The organism is Streptomyces stoeckheimensis, assembly GCF_045822005.1.
Lineage (GTDB): Bacteria > Actinomycetota > Actinomycetes > Streptomycetales > Streptomycetaceae > Streptomyces > Streptomyces stoeckheimensis.
The window spans coordinates 400,010-421,230 of the sequence record NZ_CP169550.1 but is presented as its reverse complement, the minus strand read 5'-3'; the positions used below and the strand labels follow the sequence as shown (position 1 = coordinate 421,230).

General features: G+C 71.6%; 17 protein-coding genes and 1 pseudogene. 9 read left to right on the top strand and 9 right to left on the bottom strand.

The features are described 5' to 3' along the window. Nucleotides 1-153 precede the first annotated feature (153 nt). The 3 genes from ACE1OC_RS01925 to ACE1OC_RS01915 form a co-directional block, all read right to left on the bottom strand. Nucleotides 154-894 carry a hypothetical protein gene (locus ACE1OC_RS01925; protein ID WP_407835475.1) on the bottom strand — a complete coding sequence of 247 codons (741 nt, stop codon included), beginning with the start codon at nt 892-894 and terminating at the stop codon, nt 154-156. A gap of 109 nt (nt 895-1,003) precedes the next feature. Beyond that, the gene (locus ACE1OC_RS01920; RefSeq protein ID WP_407835474.1) at nt 1,004-1,312 is read right to left on the bottom strand and encodes a hypothetical protein; all 309 of its coding nucleotides are present in this window, start codon (nt 1,310-1,312) and stop codon (nt 1,004-1,006) included. Between the two features lie 55 nt (nt 1,313-1,367). Then, nucleotides 1,368-1,937, bottom strand: a complete 570-nt coding sequence (locus ACE1OC_RS01915) for a DinB family protein (protein ID WP_407835473.1) — start codon at nt 1,935-1,937, stop codon at nt 1,368-1,370. 180 nt (nt 1,938-2,117) lie between these two features. Between ACE1OC_RS01915 and rox the strand changes: the two genes are divergently transcribed. The 4 genes from rox (at nt 2,118) to ACE1OC_RS01895 (ending at nt 6,018) form a co-directional block, all read left to right on the top strand. Continuing rightward, nucleotides 2,118-3,578, top strand: a complete 1,461-nt coding sequence (rox, locus tag ACE1OC_RS01910) for a rifampin monooxygenase (protein ID WP_407835472.1) — start codon at nt 2,118-2,120, stop codon at nt 3,576-3,578. Between the two features lie 40 nt (nt 3,579-3,618). After that, nucleotides 3,619-4,686: a hypothetical protein gene (locus ACE1OC_RS01905; RefSeq protein ID WP_407835471.1), complete on the top strand. Its 1,068-nt coding sequence runs from the start codon at nt 3,619-3,621 to the stop codon at nt 4,684-4,686. Between the two features lie 331 nt (nt 4,687-5,017). Continuing rightward, nucleotides 5,018-5,431: a VOC family protein gene (locus ACE1OC_RS01900; protein WP_407835470.1), complete on the top strand. Its 414-nt coding sequence runs from the start codon at nt 5,018-5,020 to the stop codon at nt 5,429-5,431. Between the two features lie 152 nt (nt 5,432-5,583). Beyond that, nucleotides 5,584-6,018: a YdeI/OmpD-associated family protein gene (locus tag ACE1OC_RS01895; protein WP_407835469.1), complete on the top strand. Its 435-nt coding sequence runs from the start codon at nt 5,584-5,586 to the stop codon at nt 6,016-6,018. A 355-nt stretch (nt 6,019-6,373) separates the two neighbouring features. Here the strand turns inward: ACE1OC_RS01895 and ACE1OC_RS01890 are convergent, their stop codons facing one another. From ACE1OC_RS01890 to ACE1OC_RS01875, 4 genes are all read right to left on the bottom strand, one after another. Further along, nucleotides 6,374-6,727 carry a hypothetical protein gene (locus ACE1OC_RS01890; protein WP_407835468.1) on the bottom strand — a complete coding sequence of 118 codons (354 nt, stop codon included), beginning with the start codon at nt 6,725-6,727 and terminating at the stop codon, nt 6,374-6,376. A 194-nt stretch (nt 6,728-6,921) separates the two neighbouring features. Further along, nucleotides 6,922-7,869, bottom strand: coding sequence for a S41 family peptidase (locus tag ACE1OC_RS01885; protein ID WP_407835467.1), 948 nt, complete (start codon nt 7,867-7,869; stop codon nt 6,922-6,924). Between the two features lie 487 nt (nt 7,870-8,356). After that, nucleotides 8,357-8,830 carry a GNAT family N-acetyltransferase gene (locus tag ACE1OC_RS01880; protein WP_407835466.1) on the bottom strand — a complete coding sequence of 158 codons (474 nt, stop codon included), beginning with the start codon at nt 8,828-8,830 and terminating at the stop codon, nt 8,357-8,359. Nucleotides 8,831-9,158: 328 nt separating this feature from the next. Then, nucleotides 9,159-9,614 (bottom strand): Lrp/AsnC family transcriptional regulator, encoded by a 456-nt coding sequence (locus tag ACE1OC_RS01875; RefSeq protein ID WP_407835465.1) that lies wholly within the window; start codon nt 9,612-9,614, stop codon nt 9,159-9,161. A 113-nt stretch (nt 9,615-9,727) separates the two neighbouring features. On the opposite strand from ACE1OC_RS01875, the gene ACE1OC_RS01870 reads away from it, so the two are divergent. Beyond that, nucleotides 9,728-10,357 carry a LysE family translocator gene (locus ACE1OC_RS01870; protein ID WP_407835464.1) on the top strand — a complete coding sequence of 210 codons (630 nt, stop codon included), beginning with the start codon at nt 9,728-9,730 and terminating at the stop codon, nt 10,355-10,357. A gap of 265 nt (nt 10,358-10,622) precedes the next feature. Here the strand turns inward: ACE1OC_RS01870 and ACE1OC_RS01865 are convergent, their stop codons facing one another. After that, nucleotides 10,623-12,317 carry a PKD domain-containing protein gene (locus ACE1OC_RS01865; RefSeq protein ID WP_407835463.1) on the bottom strand — a complete coding sequence of 565 codons (1,695 nt, stop codon included), beginning with the start codon at nt 12,315-12,317 and terminating at the stop codon, nt 10,623-10,625. A gap of 234 nt (nt 12,318-12,551) precedes the next feature. Then, nucleotides 12,552-12,983 (bottom strand): annotated as a pseudogene (locus ACE1OC_RS01860) (phosphotransferase); the annotation flags it as partial. A gap of 150 nt (nt 12,984-13,133) precedes the next feature. Between ACE1OC_RS01860 and ACE1OC_RS01855 the strand changes: the two are divergent. From ACE1OC_RS01855 to ACE1OC_RS01840, 4 genes are all read left to right on the top strand, one after another. Next, a complete protein-coding gene (locus tag ACE1OC_RS01855; RefSeq protein WP_407835462.1) occupies nt 13,134-16,715 on the top strand; it encodes a DNA polymerase III subunit alpha in 3,582 nt (1,193 codons plus the stop codon). Nucleotides 16,716-16,720: 5 nt separating this feature from the next. After that, nucleotides 16,721-17,800 carry a DNA polymerase Y family protein gene (locus ACE1OC_RS01850; RefSeq protein ID WP_407835461.1) on the top strand — a complete coding sequence of 360 codons (1,080 nt, stop codon included), beginning with the start codon at nt 16,721-16,723 and terminating at the stop codon, nt 17,798-17,800. 220 nt (nt 17,801-18,020) lie between these two features. After that, on the top strand, nt 18,021-18,776 hold the full coding sequence (locus tag ACE1OC_RS01845; protein WP_407835460.1) for a carbonic anhydrase: 756 nt from the start codon (nt 18,021-18,023) through the stop codon (nt 18,774-18,776). Between the two features lie 152 nt (nt 18,777-18,928). Next, nucleotides 18,929-21,205: a HelD family protein gene (locus tag ACE1OC_RS01840; protein ID WP_407835459.1), complete on the top strand. Its 2,277-nt coding sequence runs from the start codon at nt 18,929-18,931 to the stop codon at nt 21,203-21,205. The last annotated feature ends 16 nt before the right edge of the window (nt 21,206-21,221 follow it).

The window sequence follows — 21,221 nt, the reverse complement described above, 5'->3', positions numbered from 1 at the left end:
GGGCACCGCGCCGAGCCGCCGAAGCGGGATGCTAGCAAACAGGAAACTTTCCTACCAGTCATTCGTCGCAGGAGCTTCGAGCCTGCCCGGCACGAACTTCGGGGACGCCAGGGACGTCGGGGACGTTCAGGACGTCAAGGACGTCGGGGACGTTCAGGAGATCGCGTACCACTGGCTGGCCCAGCCGGTGTTGATCGTGCTGGTCGACTGCTCGGCGAGGTTCACCGTGGCCGGGAGCGAGGTCTGACCGGTCAGGACGGTGCTGTAGCGGAGGCTCGGCGGGTTCAGACCCGCGTTCACCGAGATCCCGGCGCCCGTGGCCTTCAGGGTGAGGGCGTTCGTGGCCCAGTTGCCGTTGAGGAGGAGGGCGACGAAGTACGTGCCGGGGGCGGCGGTGAACGGCTTGGCGAGGGGGAACGGCTTGGCTATCGCCTCGGTCATCAGCTGCGGGGAGACGTCCGCGGTGGACGCCACCAGGGTGCCCTTGGCGTCGTACACGCCGAGGTAGCAGTTGGACAGTTGGGCGTTCGGGTCGATGCCTGCCAGCCCCAGCCAGATGTTGGACCAGGTGAGCTGCTCGCGCAGCACCATCCGGACCAGGGTGACCCGTCCGCCGACCCCGGCCGCGGACTGGGCGGTGACGTGTCCCGCGTCGTTCGGATCCCCGGTCCAGGCCAGCAGGTTCTGGTCCTGCGGCCGCGGCCCCTCGAACGCGCCACCGGCGGGCACCGGCGCGGGGGACGCCACTGCCGACGAGGAAGCACCGGCCCCTGCTCCGGCCCCTGCGCCCTTCCCGGACGCGCTCCCGCCGGACGCCGAGCAGCCGGACAGGACGAGGGCCGCCGCGAGCATGGCGGCGAGGCCGGCCGAGGCGGTGGTGGTACGGGTGCGCATGGTCCCCCCATGAGGTGCTGTTGTGCGAAGGAAGCCATGGTCACACGGGCTGCGCGCGTTCCCGTAGGCGGCCCTGCCGCTCTCCCGGGGGCCGCTTCCGCGGCCACCCTCACAGGGCGAGCAGGACCAGGATCAGCACGGCGGGCGGAAGGAACAGGGTGAGCAGGTGGACCACCGCGGTACGGCTCATCCCCAGGGCGAGGAACAGGACCAGCCCGCCCACGAGCCAGCAGCCGAAGACCCGGAACGCGAGCTCCTGCGCGGAGGTTTCCTGCGCCCGGGTCGTGGCCTCGAAGAAGGGGCCGCCGATCGCCATCGAGAGCAGCACGCAGCTGAGGAGCAGGTTGACCGCCCCGGCGACGACCGCGCAGGGGTGGTCGCTCCGGCGCGCTCGTCTCCACAGCCCTATCCCGCTCATGGGGCGAAAGCCTAGCCGGGCACCCGCGACCGGCTCCCGAACGGGCCGTCGCCGGTCACTGGCCCACCCTCCCGTCGACGCATTCGCGCAACAGGTCGGCGTGCCCGCAGTGACGCGCGTACTCCTCGATCCGGTGCACCATCAGCTCCCGCACCGCGATGCGGTCCTTGCCCAGCCGCTCGCCCAGATCCGGATGCCGGGCCAGCGCCGCGTCGGTCGCGCCCTGCTCGCGCTCCAGATCGGCGTACGCGCCGTCGACCACGGCCTGCTCGGCGACGGCTCCCTCGAAGTCCCCGTCGCGCTCGCCGTACAGCTTCGGCAGCGGATCGCCGTCGGTGATCCAGTTCTGCCAGTCCCGCTCCACCTCGGCGAGGTGCCGCAGGAGGCCGAGCAGCGACATCGTCGACGGCGGGACCGACCGGCGGGCCAGCTGCTCCGGGGCCAGGCCCTCGCACTTCATCCGCAAGGTCAGGCGGTAGTCCTTGAGGAAGTCCTGCAGGGTCGCGAGCTCGCCCTCGGCACTGTTCTCGCCGCTGTTGCGCGGGTCGTCGTCCGGGTCCACCCACATGTCGGGGTAGATGGTCGACCGGGTCCATCGCTCGTCTTGATCACTCATGCGTTCCATGCTCGTCCACGAAGAAACCGGCTCGCCAGCCGATTTCTCCCGGAACGCAGAATGGCAAGGAGGTTTCCCGACTCCTTGCCACTCTCAACTTATAGCGCACCGGGGGGCTTGCGGCAAGGCCCCGGTCGTGACGCAGAATCACCGATCGAAGGCGGAACCTGTGGAAATGGTGATTGCGTGATGACCGAAGTACCCAACACGACCGACGTAATCGACGTCACCATCGTCGGCGGCGGACCGACCGGTCTGATGCTCGCCGCCGAGTTGCGCCTGCACGGTGTCCGCGTGGTCGTGGTGGAGAAGCTGACCCGTCCGACCGGAGAGTCCCGCGGTCAGGGCCTGCACACGCGCAGCGTAGAGCTGATGGCCCAGCGCGGCCTGCTGGACCGGTTCCTCGCCGTCAGCGAGAAGTTCCAGGTCGGCGGCCTGTTCGGCGGTGTCATGAAGCCGTGGCCGGACCGGCTGGACACGGCGCACCCGTACGGCCTCGCCATCCCGCAGCCCGTCACCGAGCGGCTGTTGGGCGAGCACGCCCTCGAAGTCGGCACCGAGATCCGGCGCGGCTGCGAAGCGGTCGGCCTGAGCCAGGACGAGGACGGAGTGACCGTAGAGCTGGCGGACGGTACGCGCCTGCGCTCGCGCTACCTCGTCGGGTGCGACGGCGGCCGCAGCGCGGTGCGCAAACTGCTCGGCGTCGGCTTCCCGGGCGAGCCCGCCACGGTCGAGACCCTCCTGGGCCAGATGGAGGTGGCCGCGGATCCGGAGACGATCGCCGCGGTCGTCGCGGAGGTCAACAAGACCCAGCTCCGCTTCGGCGTCCACGCGGGCGAGGACGGGTCGTGCCGCATCATCGTCCCCGCCGACGGCGTGTCCGAGGACCGCAGCGCACCGACCCTGGAGGAGTTCAAGCAGCAGCTACGGGCCTTCGGCGGAACCGACTTCGGCGTGCACTCGCCGCGCTGGCTGTCCCGCTTCGGCGACGCCACCCGGCAGGCCGAGCAGTACCGGGTCGGCCGGGTCCTGCTGGCCGGCGACGCGGCGCACATCCACCCGCCGACCGGCGGCCAGGGACTCAACCTCGGCGTGCAGGACGCCTTCAACCTCGGCTGGAAGCTCGCCGCCGCCGTCCACGGCTGGGCCCCGCACGACCTCCTCGACAGCTACCACGCCGAACGCCACCCGGTGGGCGCCGCCGTACTGGACAACACCCGTGCACAGATCACGCTGATGGGGAGCGACGCGGGTCCCACCGCGCTGCGGAAGCTGTTCGCGAAGCTGATGGACTTCGAGGAGGTGAACCGGTACGTGACGGGGATGATCACCGCGGTCGAGGTCCGCTACGACTTCGGCGAGGGCCACGAACTGCTCGGCCGCAGGCTGCGGGACGTGGAGCTGAAGCGGGGACGCCTCTACGAGCTGATGCACACCGGCCGCGGACTCCTGCTCGACCAGACAGGCCGGCTCTCGGTCTCCGCATGGGCCGACCGCATCGATCACGTCGTCGACGTCAGTGCGGAACTGGAGGAACTGGACGTACCGGCCGTGCTGTTGCGCCCGGACGGCCACGTGGCATGGGTCGGGGAGGACCAGCACGACCTGGACGCCCACCTGTCGAAGTGGTTCGGCACCGCCACGGCCTGAGCACGCTGCCGGGGCTGTCGCGGGGCGATATCTTCAGCCCATGTTGATCACCGCACAACTGCGCGACTCGGTGAAGCTGCCGGGTGGGGATGCACTCGTCAACGGCTTCGCCTTCGAGGGGCGTGGGGACGGGTCGTGCCGTGCTCTCCTCCGGAAGGGGCGAGAACTGCAGGTCTACGACCTGTACGAGCTCTTCGCGGGGGAACGCACGCCGGCCGCGGTCTTCCCCGTTCCCTGGCCCGGGTGGGAGCACGGTGTCCACTCGGTGAGCCCCGACGGCTCGTTCGCGGTGTTCTCGGGCCAGCGCGCGGTAAGGGCCGTGGGCGTGGACGGAGCAACGCTGTGGGAGTACCGGCACGGTTGCTGGGCGCCCGAACTCGGTCACGCGCACACGGGCGACGACCAGGAGGCGTGCGGTGGCTTCGAGCATGGATCCTGCAGGGTCTCCGACGACGGCCGACTCGTCTGGGCGCACGTCGTGATGGGCCCGGAGGAAGGACGGAACGGGCAGGAATGCTGGGTCGTCCTGGACGCCCGCGACGGGCGTGAACTGGCCCGGCTGCGGCTGGACAGCGCAGCCGCAGGTTCACACCACGTCTCCCACCCCGACGGCATCCACATGGGCCTGTGCATCGGCATGGGCCAGGACGGCATCCTGCTCCACTGGGCGCGCTGGAACGGCGAGACGCTGACCGGCTGGGACCTCAACGCCACCATGGACCGCATCCTGGCGGACGTCCACGCGGAGCTCCCGGGCTTCCTGACGGTCGAGCACTACGGAGCCGACCTCCAACTGCACACCCTGGACGGCGCCGTCGTCTCCGAGGCGGCGCCCGAACCGGCTGACGACGAGGAACCGCCCTACTGGGACTACAGCTGTGGCTTCGTCGACGCCGACACGGTCATCGCCTCGACGGTCGAATCCGACGAGGACCCGGAGCGGGCCCGTCACTGGCTGCTCGATGCCCGCACCCTCGAGACACGCGGGACGGTCAGGTATCCGACGGGACCCGTCGACAGTTACGTGCGCCCGCTGGGCGATGGGACCTGGCTCACCTACGACGACAGCAGCGCCACGCTCCACCGCTGGAGCGAAGCCACGTCGTAAGCAGAGCGACACCCCTGGGGGCTCAGTCATCGGCGATCTGCAGGGCGGGCCGCCAGCTCCGGAGGTGGGCTGGATTCTGCCTGGCTCTGCATCAGGATCGATCAGGAATCAAGAAGCGGGGTCCACGGAACGCCTTTAGCCTAATCACCATGAACATCACCGTTCACCCGGCTTCTCCTCGGCATGACGACGCGGACGCATCGCTCGTCCCCACGCCGTCCTGACTCCCGGCCCTTTCCTACCGATTGACCGGCGAACACGCACCGATGTGACCTCCGGGCCCTGGCCCGGAGGTCCGCCACGTACACATCCACAGTGCAAGGAGCAAGGCATGAAAGCGCACGTCAGCTCGATCCTTCTTGGCGTCCGGGACATGGACCGGGCCAAGCGGTTCTACGCCGAGGGGCTCGGCTGGAAGATCCAGAGCGACTTCGGCATATCGGTGTTCTTCGCATCGGACGGCGCCTCGCCCGTCGGCTTCTACAGCCGCGAAGGCCTCGCCGACCAGGTGGGCACGGACCAGGAGGGCAGCGGGTTCAGCGGACTGGTCCTGACCTACGTCGTCCGCAGTGAGGCCCGGGTCGACGAGATCATGGCGGAGGCCCAGAAGGCCGGCGCCACGGTCCTCAAGCCCGCCGGTGCTCTGCCGTGGGGCGGCTACGGCGGCACCTTCGCCGACCCGGAGGGTTACATCTGGAGTCTCGGCTACAGCGACCAAGGAACCGACCAGCCCTACGCCGAGTAGCGGCGATCTCCGTCTCGCAGCCGTCCGGGACGGCTGCGAGACGGGCGCGGGAAACGAGAACGGCGATCGGAGCCGGCCGGGCGGGGACCCGTGGTGAACCGCCAAGACGAGCACGGGAACACAGGAACAACACAGGAACACAGGGGAAGATCTTGAAGTTTCGTTCCATCGTCGAACCACCTGAGCCCATGCGGGGCCTGGAAGTTCCGCCCGAGGTGGTGGCAGCGCTCGGCGAGGGCTCGCGGCCGCCGGTGACGATCACGATCAACGAGCATTCCTGGAAGAGCCGGATCGCCCTCCTGCGCGGCCGCCACTTGATCGGGCTCAGCCATGCCAACCGGCAGGCCGCGGATGTCGAGATCGGCGAGGAGATCGAGGTCGAGGTCGAGCTCGACACCGAGCCGCGCGTCGTCGTCGAGCCTGCGGACTTCGCTCAGGCTCTGGACGAGGACCCGGCCGCCCGCGCCGCCTACGACGCCCTGACGTACAGCCGCAAGCGCGAGCACGTGCGCGCCATCGAGAGCGCGAAGAAGCCCGAGACGCGCCAACGGCGCATCGAGAAGGCCGTCGCCACCCTGCGGGGCTGACCGCCGGCCTTCAGCCCGAGGGCGGGGAAGGGGTCATGTCGTACTCATCGACGTCCAGATACGCGCCGGTAGCAGCAAGGAAAGCGATTGCTTCGCGGTCCAGCGCCCAGCCGAAGAGGTTGTGCTCGCGTGTCTCATCAGGTTCGATACCCAGCGCCTCGGTGATCGCTCCTGCGCGGTGATGCGCCGGCTGGTCAGGGCGAAGTAGACGTACTGGCGGAGGGGCATCCCCGAAGGGTACGGGTGGACCGTTCACCGCTGCTCGCTTGACTGAGAGTGAGCCACGGCCACCAGCCACGGCACGCAGGCATCGTCGCACCGGGGGCGGCCTACCCCGTCAGTAGGCCGCCCTGCCTCAGCGGAACTCGTGTACCACCTGAATCTCGCCGACGATGTGAGCGTTGAAGTCGTCCAGCTCCTCGGCCGGTACCCACAGCTCGAGGATCGTCCGCCCACCGGCCTGCTGGACGGGGTACCGGCTCAAGAACTCCGACTCGACCTCGAATCGGGTCACGAAGCCGACGCCGCTGTGCTTCACGTTCCAGTCCCTCGCGATCTTGATCGCGTAGTCCTCGTTGAGGACCGGGTAGAAGATCGGCTGCTCGGGGAGCCGAGGCGGCCAAGCACGCCAGTCCAGCTCGCGGACCAGGTCCAGCTCCTCGGGGCCGGTGGGGCGCCACAGGGTCGTCGTTGCTCGCCGGCTGGTCATGTGAATCGCTCTCTGAACGCGGGAGGCCGCTGGTACGGCTGGTCTGAGACCGGACGATACCGGCGCCAGGAAGCCAAGAGCTACGCAGTTTCCGCACCACACCATCGCCGTGACCAGCAGCTACGGGACAGCCTTCAGGTCTCGGACTCCACGCCCCATGGGGAACGCCGGCATGGGGGATCGCAGTGGGCCGGTCACTGGGTACTCAGCCAGCGGGTCGCGGCTTCGATGGTGCTGTCCTGGCTGTTGCCGAGGTTTCGCGTATCGTCCGGGAGTTCTTCGTCGGGTGGGATCGGGCCGTCGTAGATCCGTCCGGTCCGATCTGCTTCTCTGGCCTGGGTGAGGATGATCATCGCGCCGTCGGCGAGACGGTGGGAGTCGTTGGCCGTGGGGACACCTCGTGTGGGCTGGCCGAAACTTCGTGTACGTGGCTGTCCGCGGAAGGCGATCGTTACGGCCTCGGCCGCGCTGGCCGTGCGCTTGCTGGTGAGTACGGCAACGGGCGGATCCGGGTGTCCCAATGGTTCGGCGGGGCCCCAGGTGCCGAGGTGGGCCTTCGGTGTTCCATCCTGAAGTGTCCAGGCGGTCCGCTTGCCGTCGGACTCGACGAACGCACCGATGTCACCGTCGTTCAGGAGGCGTCCGGCCGAGGCCAGTGGTCCCCACATGTCGCCACCCGTGTTGCTGCGCAGGTCGACGATCCAGCCGCGGGCTCCCTGCCTGTCCATGTCCCGTATGACGGCCCGTGCCTGGCGCACGTATGCCGCGGCGGCCTTGTCGGACGCGACCGAGGGCAGCACGAGGTAGCCGATGCCTCCGGGCAGCAGCCGGCCTTCAGGCAGTGGGGAGTTCTCCGATGAGGGGCTCAGCGCCGCCTTGGCCTCTTCCGGGGTCATGAACTGGCTGTGGTGGTCGCCCAAGTTCCGGAGTGCTTCGCGAACGGCCCCGTAGGTCTCGGCCTGTGTGCGTGCTTTGGCGGCGCGGGTGAAGGCGTTCCGGCGTATCGCCGGCCAGTCGAGCTCGCCCTTGTGCAACGAGTTCCTCTCCATGACGTCCAGCGCGGTGGTGAGGTATGCGCGGGCGTCGGGTGACATCGCGGATCCCGGCGCCGAAGGCTCAGCGGTACAGCCGGTGGCGATCACGAACGCTGCTACGGCCGCCACCACGTGGCGCCGTGTCGGCATCTTCTTCGGCATGTCCCGCATGACGTCTCTCTTGCTCCCTCTTCTTGCGCCGGTGGCATCGCTTGGTGCGGCAGGGCCGGCAGGCGCCTGAGCACCAGCGGAGGGCTGCTCCGCGGTCGCCGAGGATCAGCCTTGTGCCGCACCCTGACAGGCCGGTGGCGTTCTTCCTCCCGCGGTCCGCTCGTCGACATCGTCCGCGGCACGGATGTCGACCGGCGGTACGCAGCGGCCCGTGGCCACTGCACAGCACCAGCCCGCGGAGCTGCGGCTTCTTTCGTCCACCGGAACCCGCGTACAGGCTATACGTCCTCGAACCGGACATCCCGCCGGGAGCCCCCGCCAACTGGTGACGGGGATCAGGTGGGTACAGGCCGGGGAAGATCCGGCCCGAGAGTGCGTTCGGCCCTCCGTTGCCGGAGAGGATGCCCCCGCCGCTTAGCTGCTGTCAGCTGCCCGCGCGCCAACTCGCCGCGTAGTACAGCAGCCGCTCGTCCTCGCCGACCGCGAGCATCCCGGCGGAGGCCATGACGTGCTGCGAGGCCGTGTTCTGCCGGTCGGTGTCGCCCAGTACGGAGACCGCTCCGTGGGACCGGGCGTACTCCAGCAGGGCCCGCAGTGCCTCGGCGGCGTAACCCTTGCCCCGCGCGGCCGGCACCAGACCGTATCCAACGGCCACCCGCCCTTCCCCGTCGGCAGGGCCATGGAATCCCGCGCCGCCGATCAGCAGCCCGTCGGAGCGGCGCTGGATCTCGAAGGCCCCGTACGGTGCGGGGTCGCCCGTGTCGGCGAGTACGCGCAGGTACCGTTCGGCCCCGGCACGGTCCCCGGCATCCGGGTACCCCTCGGCCCGGCGGTCGCCCGGACCGGATTGTCCAGCGGCGAGCCGTCGGGCCCGGTCCGCGTCCAGCGGGAGAAGCACAAGGCGTCGGGTCGGCAACGGTTCCATCCCCCAGGAGGTACCAGCCCCACCCCACGCGCCGCACTCGGATTTCCGCTGCACAGAGCCACAAGGGCTGTGACTGAGTGCTGTAGATGGTTCTGACCGCGCTTCCGTGATGGCTACGCCAGAGCGACGGCCTCGTCTAGGCGCGGTGCGGCCGCGGGGAACTCGGGGTCGGCTGCAGGTGGAGCCTTCGCGAAAACGCGGTCTGAATCCAGCAGTTGGCCAGTCTGGACAGGTAGACGCTCAGCGAAGCGCCGGGTGGGGCGCCATTGCTGGACCGTTCAGCGCAGCAGCTCGGTGGTGACTAGCTTTCGGGCAGGGGTCGGTCGTCGATGACGTTCTTCATGACGAGGGTGGAGGTCAGGCGCTGGACCCCGGGTAGGCGTGCGAGCTGCTGGTCGTACAGCTCCTGGAACGCCGCGAGGTCTGTGGAGGCGACCCGCAGGAGGTAGTCGGGCTCGCCGAACAGGCGCTGTGCCTGAAGGACATGCGGGACGGCGGCCACGGCCTCTTCGAAGGCCGTGACGGTGTCGGGGCTCTCCCAGCGCAGGGTGGCGAAGACGAGCGCCTCGAAGTTCAGGCCGACGGCGGCCGGGTCGACGACGGCGCGGTAGCCGCGGATCGCGCCCTCGCGTTCAAGGTCGCGCAACCGCCGGTGGCAGGGCGAGACGCTGAGCTTCACGCGAGCGGCCAGCTCGGTGACGGTCAGGCGGCCGTCGAGCTGCAGCTCGGTAAGAATCTTCCGGTCCAGGGCATCCACGGGGAAGATTCTCCCTCACGTCACGCGATCATGGGGTAAATACGCAAACATTTTTGGGCGAAACCGGCCTAGCGTTCCCTTCAGGGCAAGAAGCTGCGAGAGGGAAACGATCGATGGATACGACGACGCTGGCGGCCTTCCTGGCGGCCTTCCTGGCGGTGGACCTGCTCCTGGTGTTCACCCCCGGCGCGGACTGGGCCTACGCGATCTCCGCCGGACTTCGGGAACGCTCGGTCGTCCCGGCCGTCACAGGGCTGGTCGCCGGACACGCGGCCTACGCTCTGGTGGCCGTCGCGGGCCTGGCGGTGATCGTGGCGAGCTCCCCGGCGGCGCTCACCGCCCTGACCGTGGCGGGCGCCGGCTACCTGCTGTGGCTGGGCTGGGGCGTTCTGAGGCGGCCGACCGTACCGGCGGCCGCCGAGGAGGGCTCGGACGCCTCCCGCGTGCAGGTCATGCTCAAGGGTGCCGGGATCAGCGGCCTGAACCCGAAGGCGCTCCTGCTGTACTTCGCACTGTTCCCGCAGTTCATAGACTCCGCCGACGGCTGGCCGGTCGCCGCGCAGGCCGGGCTGCTCAGCACGCTGCACCTGACCGCGTGCACCGTGGTCTACCTCTCCGTCGGCGTCCTGGCCCGCACGGTCCTGAAGTCCCGGCCCGCGGCCGCCCGGGCCGTCACGCGCATCAGCGGCGCCATGATGATCGTCATCGGCGCCTTCCTGCTGGTGGAACGTCTCGTTGGGTGAACCCGCCGCGCCCCCCGAGAGCGGTCCGAAGGAGAGAATCGCCACCAGGTCGGCACCGCTCCAGGCACCGGAGCGGGACGGCGGAGCCAGGGCTCGGGCAGGGAGCCGTCGGCCAGAACGAGTCCGTCCAGGTCCGGGTAGCCGAGAGCCGGTGCCACGACCGGGCTCGGCCAGACCAGGCCGAGCGTGGTCCGACCTTCCGGCCGGACCTCCGCCCTGAACGCGATCTCCTGGACTCTGCCGCGAGCGAGCGCGGCGGTACGGGTCAGCTCCTGTTGTACGTGCCGAACAGGTCGATGATCAGGTCGGTCGGCTCCCAGCCGCGGTTCCAGAAGTCGACGATGTCGTTGTTGCCGGTGCCCGCCTGGACCAGGTTCGCGACGGTCGTGTCCTTCGTCCAGTTCAGGACGGAGGTGTTCGGCGGGGTCGGGCGCTCCACCGTGCCGTTGAGGTAGTCGTCCTGGGTGTTCGGGTCGGGGGCAACCGTGAGGTGACCGGCGCTCCTCGTGTTGGTCACCGTGGTGTTCAGGACGAGGGCTTCGAGCCCGCTCGCCCCCCACCGGATCTCTTCGTGGTAGCTCAGGGCCGCGAGGGGCCAGCCGTAGGTCCGGGTGTCCTCCAGGCGCTCGGGCTTCACCGGCAGGTAGGCGGCCTCGCCGTCGGCGCCGTAGTAGCCGGTGACGTCCACGATCACGCCGGAGTAGCCGAAGGAGGCGTGGCGGATGCTGATCCTGCCGTCCGGTCCGACCGGGACGATCACCGCGTTGGCGACGGTCTGCCCGGCGGTGAAGTTCACGCTGGAGGTGGCCGGAGCCTGCCCGCCGCCCGGGAAGACGGTCAGGTGGCCGGCCTGGTCCGGGTTGACCACGGTGACGTTGAGGGACACGGCCGTCACGCCGGTGGCCGGCAGCCCGACCGCTCCGGCGACCTGGACGCCGAAGGTCTTCTGGGGACCGGGCGCGACCGTGGACGCACCCAGCCCCTGGCGGGTGTCGACGAGCCGGGTCGGCTCCACGGAGGTGTAGCCGCCGGCGGCGGTCCGGCTGAAGTAGCCCGTCACGTCGGCGATCAGGTCCACCGAGCCCAGGCTGCGGTTGGCCAGCTCCACGTACCCGTCCTTGCCGACCGGCACGATCGCCAGGTTCGGTACGGTCTGGCCCTTCACGAAGTTGACGTTCGAGGTCTCCGGCCGCTTCGTGCCGGAGGCGTACGCGATGACGTGCCCGGCGGTCGCGGCGTTGGTCACCGTGATGTTGAGGGCCACGGCCGTCACCCCGTCCGGGATGGAACCGCTGCCGGCGATCTTCACGCGGGTCGTGCCGTTGGCTCCGACGGGGCGGCCGCCGGGGGTCCCGGTACCGGTGCCGTCACGGGTGTCCAGCAGCCGGGTGGGCGCGTGCGGGGTGAACTCGGAGCCCTCCACCACCATCGTCTTGGTGGTGACGGCGGTCTCGCCGCCCGGGCCGGTCGCCTTGATCGTGATCGTGTGGGCGCCGGCGCGGGCGTAGGTGTGATCGGCGTACACGAGCCCGTCGACGAGGCTGAACTCCGTGGTGACGTTGCCGTCGCCCCAGTCGATGTCGTACCGGACGACGCCGTACGTCAGGTCGGTGCTGACGCCGGTGGCCAGCCCGGCGGAGAGCGCGCCGGAGGTGGACGCGCCCATCGACACGTCGAAGTACGGGCTCTGCTGGGTGCGCGCCGCCGGGCCGGACGCGGCCGAGGCCCGGGCCTTCGCGGCCGCGGTCTTCGCCGCTATCTCCTGCGTGGCCGCCTTCCCGGCCGCTTCCTTCGCGGCGGCGGTCCCGTCCGACGGGCCCTTCGCGGGCGCCGGAGCGGGCGTCGGCGTCGGCGCCGCGGAGGCAGCGCCGGCCGACGGCGCGGCCTGGGCGGTGACGGGTACGAAGCCGACGGCTGCCGCGACGACGGCGGCGGAGATCATGACACGGTGACGGAACACCGGCCCCCCAAATCTAAACATGTTCGCCATTGCAAAAAAGTCTTGATCAGATTACCTGTGCGCAGGTCCGGGTCGTGCGGCCGGTACCTCCGAAGCCGCTACGGGCCCGGCTCATCGCGGTGATTCGCGTCTGGGGCGGGTCTCACGGGTCCGGCGAAGTCGCATGCTGATCCGCCTCGGAGGGTCGGCGGTCCCCTCGAAGAGCACACGAGCCGCCGGGGACGCGGGAGGCCTTGCGGCCTGCCCGCGGGCGTGCCGAATCGTCGCCTCGTCCGCATGCGCGTACGTGTCGAAGAACCGTGAGGCGGCGCCCGCGGGAAGGACCACCCATGCGGCCGCGAGATCCCGCGCCGGATCGCCGGCGAACATGTCGCCGAAGTCGATGACGCCCGAGAGCGTTCCGTCCGAGACGACGACGTTCGCCGGATGCAGGTCGCCATGTACCCAGAGCGGCGGAGCCCGCCAGGGTGTCGGCCGCGTGGTCGCCGCGGCTGATCGAGGTGTGGCCCAGCGGCTCGCCCGGAACCCACGTCATGGCGGTCCAGGGCTTCGGGAAGCGCGCCGACGGTTCACCGATCCGTACGGGTTCGGGATCGGAAGCGGCAGGTGCGGAGCCAGAACCGGCAGCCACCGACGCTCCTTGCGCTGAACCACCGGCCGGCGTTCGCCGGCTGTCGTGCTCCCCTCGCAAACCGTCGCGCTCCGTCACGGCTGGGGCTGAACCGGGGAGTCGCGCTGTTCGAATTATGTTCGATACGGTGGTTGTATCTGGTCAGGGTGGCTGGAAAGGGGTTGTCCGGCGATCGGAGGTGGCCCATGGGCGTCGGTGTGCACCTTCATGCCGCGAGTGGCTACTCGGCCCGTTACGGCGCCTCGCACCCCTCCGACCTGGTGAAACGGGCCGCCGAGCGCGGTGTCGGGACGCTTGCGCTCACCGATCGCGACACCGTCGCGGGGGCGGTCCGCTTCGCGAAGGCGGCTGCCGGGGCGGGGGTCCGTCCGGTGTTCGGGGTCGACGTCGCCGTCGCCCCCGCTGCCGGACTCGGCGGCCGCGCCGCCCCCGCCGGGGCACGGCCGCGGACGCCCGCGCGGGGCGGTGCGTACGTCGTCGAGCCGGCGCTGCGGGTCACCCTCCTCGCGCAGGACGCCGGCGGATGGGCCCGGCTGTGCCGCCTGGTCTCCGCCGCTCATGAGGGTGGCGTGCACGGGGGAGCGGGTGAGGGCGAAGGTGCGGGCGCGGCCCCTGCCGGTGCCGCCCCCGCAGCCCCCGCCCCCGCCCCCGCCCCGCCCGTCGTGTCCTGGCCCGTGCTGGAGCGCTACGCGGACCAGGGGCTGGTGGTCATGCTCGGCCCCGTGTCCGAGCCCGTACGCGCCCTCGCGGCCGGCCGGCCCGACCTGGCCGAGCGGCTGCTCGCCCCGTGGCGGGAGATCGCGGGCCCGGGACTGCGGCTGGAGGTGCTCTGGTACGGGCTGCCCGGCACCGGTCCGGGCTCGCTGCGGCTGGCCGCCCGCACCCTGGGGCTGGCCGACCGGCTCGGCATCCCGGCGGTCCTCACCAACGCCGTCCGCTACGCCGACCCCGCCCAGCACCGCATCGCCGACGTACTGGACTCCGCCCGGCTGCTGCGCCCCATCGACCGCCGCCGGCTGGACTGCGGCGAGCGCTGGCTGAAGGGGCCGGACGCGATGGCGTACGCCGCCGAGCGGATCGCCGCGGCCACCGGCCCGGCCACCGGCTCGGGCGCCGCCTCGGACCCGGCCCGGGCGGCGGAGCTGCTCGCGGAGACCGTGCGTACGGCGGAGCTGTGCACCGTCGACCCGGTGGCCGACCTCGGCATCGGCATCGGCCCGGCCCCCGCGCGGTCCAGCTTCCCCGAGCCGCAGTCGGTGGGCGCCGGACCCGGACCGGACGAGGCCGCGGCCCTGCTGCGCCGGCGCTGCGCGGAGGGGATGTTCGCGCGCGGCCTGGACCGGGACCGGCAGGCGGTCCGGCGGCTGGAGTACGAGCTCGGCGTGATCGGGAAGCTGGGGTTCGAGTCCTATTTCCTGGCGGTCGCCCAGGTCGTCACGGACATCCGGGCCATGGGCATCCGGGTCGCCGCCCGCGGTTCCGGCGCCGGGAGCATGGTCAACCACGCCCTGTTCATCGCCACGGCCAACCCCCTCGAACACCACCTGCTCTTCGAACGCTTCCTCAGCGTCCGCCGCCGCTCGCTCCCCGACATCGACCTCGACGTGGAGTCGGCCCGCCGGCTGGAGGTCTACGACCGGATCATCGAGCGGTTCGGCACCGAGCGGGTGGCCGTCGCCGCGATGCCGGAGACCTACCGGGCCCGCCACGCCCTGCGCGACACGGGCCTCGCCCTCGGCCTGCCCCCGCAGACCGTCGACACGATCGCGAAGTCCTTCCCGCACATCCGGGCCTGCGACATCCGCGGCGCCCTCGCCGAGCTCCCCGAGCTCCGGGAACTCGCCGCCGAGGCCGCCTCGTACGGCCCGCTGTGGGAGCTGGCCGAGGGCCTGGACGCCCTGCCGCGCGGCTACGCCATGCACCCGTGCGGAGTGATCCTCTCCGACGCCACCCTCCTGGACCGGCTGCCGGTGCAGCCCACCCCGGGCGGGCGGTACCCGATGGTCCAGGCGGACAAGGAGGACGTCGAAGACCTCGGGCTCGTGAAGCTCGACGTGCTCGGCGTGCGCATGCAGTCGGCGATGGCGCACGCCGTCGCCGAGATCCGCCGCACCACCGGCCGCCAGCTCGACCTCGACAACCCCGACCACGTCCGGCTGGACGACCCCGACGCGTTCGAGCTCATCAGGCAGGCCCGGACCGTGGGCATGTTCCAGTTGGAGAGCCCCGGGCAGCAGGACCTCGTCGGCCGCCTCCAGCCGCGCGGGGTCCAGGACGTCATCGCCGACATCAGCCTGTTCCGGCCCGGGCCGGTCAAGGGCGGCATGCCCGCCCTCTACATCGCCGCCCGCCACGGCGCCGCTCCCCGCTTCCCGCACCCCGATCTGGAGCCCGTGCTCGCCGACACCTACGGCGTGACCATCTGGCACGAGCAGATCATCGACATCTTCGCGGTGATGACCGGCTGCGACCGGGCGCTCGGCGAGATCGCGCGCCGCGCCCTCGCGGGCCCCGACCGGCTGCCCCGGGTGGAGGCGTGGTTCCGGCAGCGGGCGGGCGCCCGCGGCTACGGCCGGGAGGTGCTCGACGAGGTGTGGGAGATCGTCGCCGCGTTCGGCGCGTACGGGTTCTGCCGCGCGCACGCCGTCGCCTTCGCGGTGCCCGCCCTCCAGTCGGCCTGGCTCAAGGCCCACCACCCCGCGGCCCTCTACGCCGGGCTGCTGGAGCACGACCCCGGGATGTGGCCCGCCCGGGTGATCGTCTCCGACGCCCGGCGCCACGGCGTGCCCGTGCTCCCCGTGGACATCAACCACTCCGCGCCCGACCACCGCGTCGAGCGGACGGCGGACGGTACCTGGGCGGTACGGCTCTCGCTGTCGACGGTGAAGGGAACCGGCGACGGGGAAGTGGCCCGCATCGCCGCCGGCCGGCCCTACGTCTCGCTGCAGGACTTCTGGGAGCGGGCCCGCCCGGCGCTCCCGACCGCCGAGCGCCTGATCCGGATCGGCGCCCTCGATGCCCTGCGCGGCCGCCTCACCCGCCGCGACCTCCTCCTCCAGGTCTCCGAGCTCCACCGTCACACCCGGGGGCGCGCGGTCGACGGACAACTCGCCCTCGGCGGCGCACTCGTCACCGCCGCACCGTCGGGGCTGCCGGAGATGACCAGCCGCGAAGCCCTCAACGCCGAGATCGAGGTCCTGTCCATCGACGTCTCCCAGCACCTGATGGAGCACCACCACCGGCTGCTCCGCGAGATCGGCGCCGTCGACTCCGCCCACCTGGGCGCGATGCGCCCCGGGCAGCGGGTCCTGGTCGCCGGAGTCCGCGCCTCGACGCAGACACCCCCGATCCCTTCGGGCAAGAGGGTGATCTTCGTGACCCTGGAAGACGGCCGGGGCCTCGTCGACATCGCGTTCTTCGAAGACAGCCACGCCGCCTGCGCCCACACGGTCTTCCACTCCGGTCTGCTCCTGGTCCGCGGCACCGTCGAGGCCCGGGGACCGCGCCGCACCGTGGTCGGCCAGATGGTCTGGAACCTCGAGGAGATCGCGGCCGCCCGCCGCGACCAGGGCCCCGAAGCCGCACTCGCCCTGCTCGGCCGCGCCGACCCGGCCCCCACGCCCGCCCAGGGCGCCGCCCTGCCGCGCACCCTCGCCAACGGCACCAGCGGAGCCCGCCTCCACCCGTACGCGGACCTCCAGCCCGCGGGCACCCGCGCCGCCGACCTGAAGTCCCTCGGCTACACCAGCCCCGGCTCGGCGGGGTGATCGCCGTGCAGCAGATCCTCCACGCCCAGTTCCACTTCCCCTACGGGGCCGACCCCGGCGCGGCCCCGGGCACGGGCCCGGGCATGCACCCGCGTACGGATCCCGGTACGGATACCTGCGCCGGCCCGGGCCCCGCCACAGCCACAGCCACCAGCCTCTACGCCCAACTCCTCGACATGGCGGCCGACATCACCCCCCGGGTCCAGCCGATCCCACCCGACGCCGCGCACCTCGACATCACCGGAGCCCTGCGCTACTGGCAGCGCGACGCCGAGGCCCTGGCGGCCGTCCTGCGGATGCGGACCATCGGACTGCACGGCGTGCGGACGACCTGCGCGATCGCACCCAACCGCATGCTCGCCACGATGACGGCCGCCCTCACGCCCCTCGGCGCCACCACCGTCCTCACCGAGGGGGAGGTCACCGCCTGGCTGCGCCCCCGACCCGTCGCAGCGCTCTACGGAGTCGGCCCGGCCACCGCCGCCACCCTGGCCTCGTACGGGCTGCACACGATCGGGGACCTCGCCGACGCACCCCTGCCCACCCTGACCAGGATCTTCGGCTCGGCCACCGGCCGGGCCCTGCACGCCCACGCCCAGGGCGAGGACCTCCGCCCGGTCGAGGCCCGTCCCGTCCCCAAGTCCCTGACCACCCACCACCCCTTCGAGGCCGACTGCCTCGACACGGACCAGCACCGCCGAGCCCTCCTCGACCTCGCCCACCGGCTCGGCGCCCGGCTCCGCGACGAGGAGCAGGTGGCCGCCGGCCTCACCCTCACCGTCCGCTACGCCGACCGGACCACGACCACCCGCACCCGCACCCTGACCGAACCCACCCACCACACCGGCCCCCTCGCAGGCACCGCCTACGAGCTCTACGGTCTCCTCGGCCTCCAACGGGCCCGCGTACGCTCCTTCGACCTCCGCGCCGAAGCCCTGCGCCCCGCCTCGGAGGCCCGGCGCCAGCTCAGCCTCGACCCGGCCGACGAACGGGCCCTCGCCGTCGAGGCGGCCGCCGACCGGGCCCGGGACCGTTACGGCCCCGACGCGGTCAAACCGGCAACCCTCGCCGCCCGCAAGCCGTAGCCGCGCCCGTCGGCTCCCCCACCTCCCCCCCCCACCTCCCCTTACGCCGAAGCGGAAGTCGAGCCGTACCGCCGGGTTTGGAGCAACGTGCGGGTCGGCATGGCGGCCGGTAGGCGTTCCGTACGACTCCGTCGTCCCGATCGAGCCGGGCTCCGGGAGGAACCCGCCATTTCCGTCCGGGAGCGGCCGCGGCGGACCGGTGCGGGGTTAACGTCCCCGAATGTCCTCGAACACACAGACGCATTCCGCCAGTTCGCCCAGTCGTCGAGTCCTCCTGCGCTCCGCTCTGGCCGGCACCGCGGCCGCCGGGTCCGTCCTCGGACTCGGTTCCGTTTTCCCGGCCTCCGCCTCCGAGGCCTCCGCCGAAGCCCTGGACGGGGCCCGTCCCCGGAGTCCGGAGGAGGCGCTGCGCCGCCTGGCGGCCGGCAACCGGCGCTGGGCGGCGTACCGCCAGCAGCACCCGCACGAGTCCCGTTCCGTACGTCTCCAAGTGGCGCGGGAGCAGCACCCGTTCGCGATCGTGCTGGGCTGCGTCGACTCCCGGGTGCCGCCGGAGCTCGTCTTCGACCAGGGGCTCGGCGACCTGCTGACCGTGCGCGCGGCGGGGGAGGTGCTGGACGAGGCGGTGCTCGGCAGCATCGTGTACGGGGTCCTGGAGCTCGACGTCCCCCTGGTCCTGGTCCTCGCCCACCAGTCGTGCGGGGCCGTCGGCGCCGCGGTGCACGCCGATGAGACGGGTGCCCGGCTGCCCGCGCACATCCAGTACCTGGCGGAGCAGATCCGGCCCTCCATCGACCACAGTCGGCACGGTGAGGCCCGGGTCGCCGCCACCATCGACGCCCACGCGCGCCGGACCCGGGACCTCCTGGCGGCGGAGCCGGACCTGGCCGGCAGGATAGCCGCCGGCCGGCTCGCCGTCGCGGTCGCTCGCTACGACCTGGTCGACCAGAAGGTCCGGATGCTGCGCACCGAGTAAATACCGACCGACCACATATAAACACCGCGCAAAAACACCCCGGACCGATTGACGGCCGGGGTGTTTGTCTGCGTATATTTGATGTTTCACATCAAGGCAGAGCTGCGACGTGAAAAAGCTTATGGGGACACCGTACCGCGTCAGGAGTGGAATTGTCAACCGAAGAATTCCGGAATGAACAGCAATTCATCACGGATCTCTACGCACGCCTCGACGACCTGCGGGAGCAGGCCGAACGTGCCGTGCAAGGCGCACTCGGCGAGGCCGGCAGCGGGTTCCAGGCGCGACTGGAGCGGGACATCGTGGTCGCTGAACAGTCCGGTCTGCTTTCCGCTCTGAACTCGGGCGAAAGCGGCCTGTGTTTCGGCCGCCTGGAGTTCTCCGACGGCTCGGACCACCACATCGGCCGCATTGGAATCAGGCAGGACGACCGGGAGCGCACCCCTCTCGTGCTCGATTGGCGGACCGATGTCGCACGCCCGTTCTATCTCGCGACCGGGCATTCCCCCATGGGGCTGCGCCGGCGCCGCCACATCACCACCCGGGGCCGCGAGGTCACCGCCCTGCACGACGAGATCCTCGACCTCGCCGACACCGAACGCACCGGTCACGAGGGGACCGACGCGGACGCCGTGCTGCTCTCCGCGCTCGACGCCGCCCGGACCGGCCGGATGCACGACATCGTGCAGACCATCCAGGCCGAGCAGGACCGCATCATCCGCTCCACCCACCGCGGCATCCTCGTGGTGGAGGGCGGCCCGGGCACCGGCAAGACCGCCGTGGCCCTGCACCGGGCGGCCTACCTGCTCTACGCCCACCGCGAGCTGCTCGCCAAGCGCGGCGTGCTGATCGTCGGGCCGAACCCGGCCTTCCTCGGCTACATCGGCCAGGTCCTGCCGGCCCTCGGCGAGACCGGGGTCCTGCTCGCCACCCCGGGCGAGCTGTTCCCCGGCGTGCGCGCCACCGCCGCCGACCGCCCCGGCGCCGCCGCCGTCAAGGGGCGCGCGGAGATGGCCGGGATCCTCGCCCGCGTCGTGAGCGACCGGCAGGCGCTGCCGGAGATCGTGCCCGCGGGCAGCGGCGAGGACGCCGACGTGGTCCCCGAACCGGCCCTGGAGATCGACCACGACGACTACGGGACGCTGCTGCTCGACCGGACCATGGCCCACGAAGCCCGCGACCGGGCCCGCGCCACCGGACTGCCCCACAACCTGGCACGCCCCTACTTCGCCTTCCGGATCATCGACGCGCTGACCGAACAGCTCGCCGACCGGCTCGGCGCCGACCCCTACGGCGGCCCCAACCTGCTCGGCCCCGACGACATCGCCCAGCTGGGCAAGGAGATCGCGACCAGCGCCGACGTGCACGCGGCCATCGACACGCTGTGGCCCCCGCTCACGCCCCGGCAGCTGATCGCCGACTACCTCGCCGAGCCCACGTACCTCCCCGAGCGGGAGGCCGAGCTGATCCGGCGTACGACGACGGGCGAGGCGGACTGGACACCGGCCGACGTCCCGCTGCTCGACGAGGCCGCCGAACTGCTCGGAATCGACGACACCGCGCGGCGCGCCGCCGAGGAGCGAGAGCGCCTCGAGCGCGTCGCGTACGCACAGGGCGTCCTGGACCTGTCGGCCGGGTCGGAGTCGTACGAGTTCGAGGACGCGGAGAACGAGTTCCTCGCGGCCCACGACATCATCGACGCCGAGCGGATGGCGGAGCGGCAGGAGGAGGCCGACCACCGCAGCGCGGCCGAACGGGCCGCCGCCGACCGTACCTGGGCCTTCGGGCACGTCATCGTGGACGAGGCGCAGGAACTGTCCGCCATGGCCTGGCGCCTGCTCATGAGGCGCTGCCCGACCCGTTCCATGACGCTGGTGGGCGACCCCGCCCAGACCGGCGACGAGGCCGGATGCGGCTCCTGGCAGCAGATCCTGGCGCCCTATGTGGAAGACCGCTGGGAGCTCGTGCGCCTCGCCGTCAACTACCGCACGCCCGCCGAGATCATGGAGCTGGCGGCGGCCGTGCTCCGGGCCCGCCACCCGGGCTTCGAGCCGCCGAGCTCGGTCCGTTCCACGGGGCGGCGGCCCCGGGTGGAGCGGACCGACGACCTGGCCGCGGCGGTGGCCGACGCGGTACGGGAGGGCGCGCCGGCCGAAGGACGCCTCGCGGTGATCGCCCCGCGCCCGCTGCACGAGGAGCTCGCGGCCGCGCTGCCCGGCGTACGGGCGGGGGAGGAGCCCGACCTCACCCGACCGGTGGTCCTGCTCGCACCGCGGCAGGCCAAGGGCCTGGAGTTCGACACGGTGATCGTCGTGGAACCGGCGGACCACGAGCCCAGCGACCTCTACGTCGCCCTGACGCGCGCGACCCAGACCCTCGGGGTGCTCCACACCGGCCGGCTGCCGGCGGGCCTGGACGAACAGCCGTAGGCGGACGGCCAGGGAT

Excerpts from the sequence above, each read along its gene's own strand:
- ACE1OC_RS01905 (WP_407835471.1), top strand. The coding sequence starts at position 3,619 with ATGTTGATCACCGCACAACTGCGCGACTCGGTGAAGCTGCCGGGTGGG.
- rox (WP_407835472.1), top strand. The coding sequence starts at position 2,118 with ATGACCGAAGTACCCAACACGACCGACGTAATCGACGTCACCATCGTC.
- ACE1OC_RS01855 (WP_407835462.1), top strand. The coding sequence starts at position 13,134 with ATGGGCGTCGGTGTGCACCTTCATGCCGCGAGTGGCTACTCGGCCCGT.
- ACE1OC_RS01900 (WP_407835470.1), top strand. The coding sequence starts at position 5,018 with ATGAAAGCGCACGTCAGCTCGATCCTTCTTGGCGTCCGGGACATGGAC.
- ACE1OC_RS01925 (WP_407835475.1), bottom strand. The coding sequence starts at position 894 with ATGCGCACCCGTACCACCACCGCCTCGGCCGGCCTCGCCGCCATGCTC.
- ACE1OC_RS01915 (WP_407835473.1), bottom strand. The coding sequence starts at position 1,937 with ATGGAACGCATGAGTGATCAAGACGAGCGATGGACCCGGTCGACCATC.
- ACE1OC_RS01845 (WP_407835460.1), top strand. The coding sequence starts at position 18,021 with ATGTCCTCGAACACACAGACGCATTCCGCCAGTTCGCCCAGTCGTCGA.
- ACE1OC_RS01870 (WP_407835464.1), top strand. The coding sequence starts at position 9,728 with ATGGATACGACGACGCTGGCGGCCTTCCTGGCGGCCTTCCTGGCGGTG.
- ACE1OC_RS01890 (WP_407835468.1), bottom strand. The coding sequence starts at position 6,727 with ATGACCAGCCGGCGAGCAACGACGACCCTGTGGCGCCCCACCGGCCCC.
- ACE1OC_RS01920 (WP_407835474.1), bottom strand. The coding sequence starts at position 1,312 with ATGAGCGGGATAGGGCTGTGGAGACGAGCGCGCCGGAGCGACCACCCC.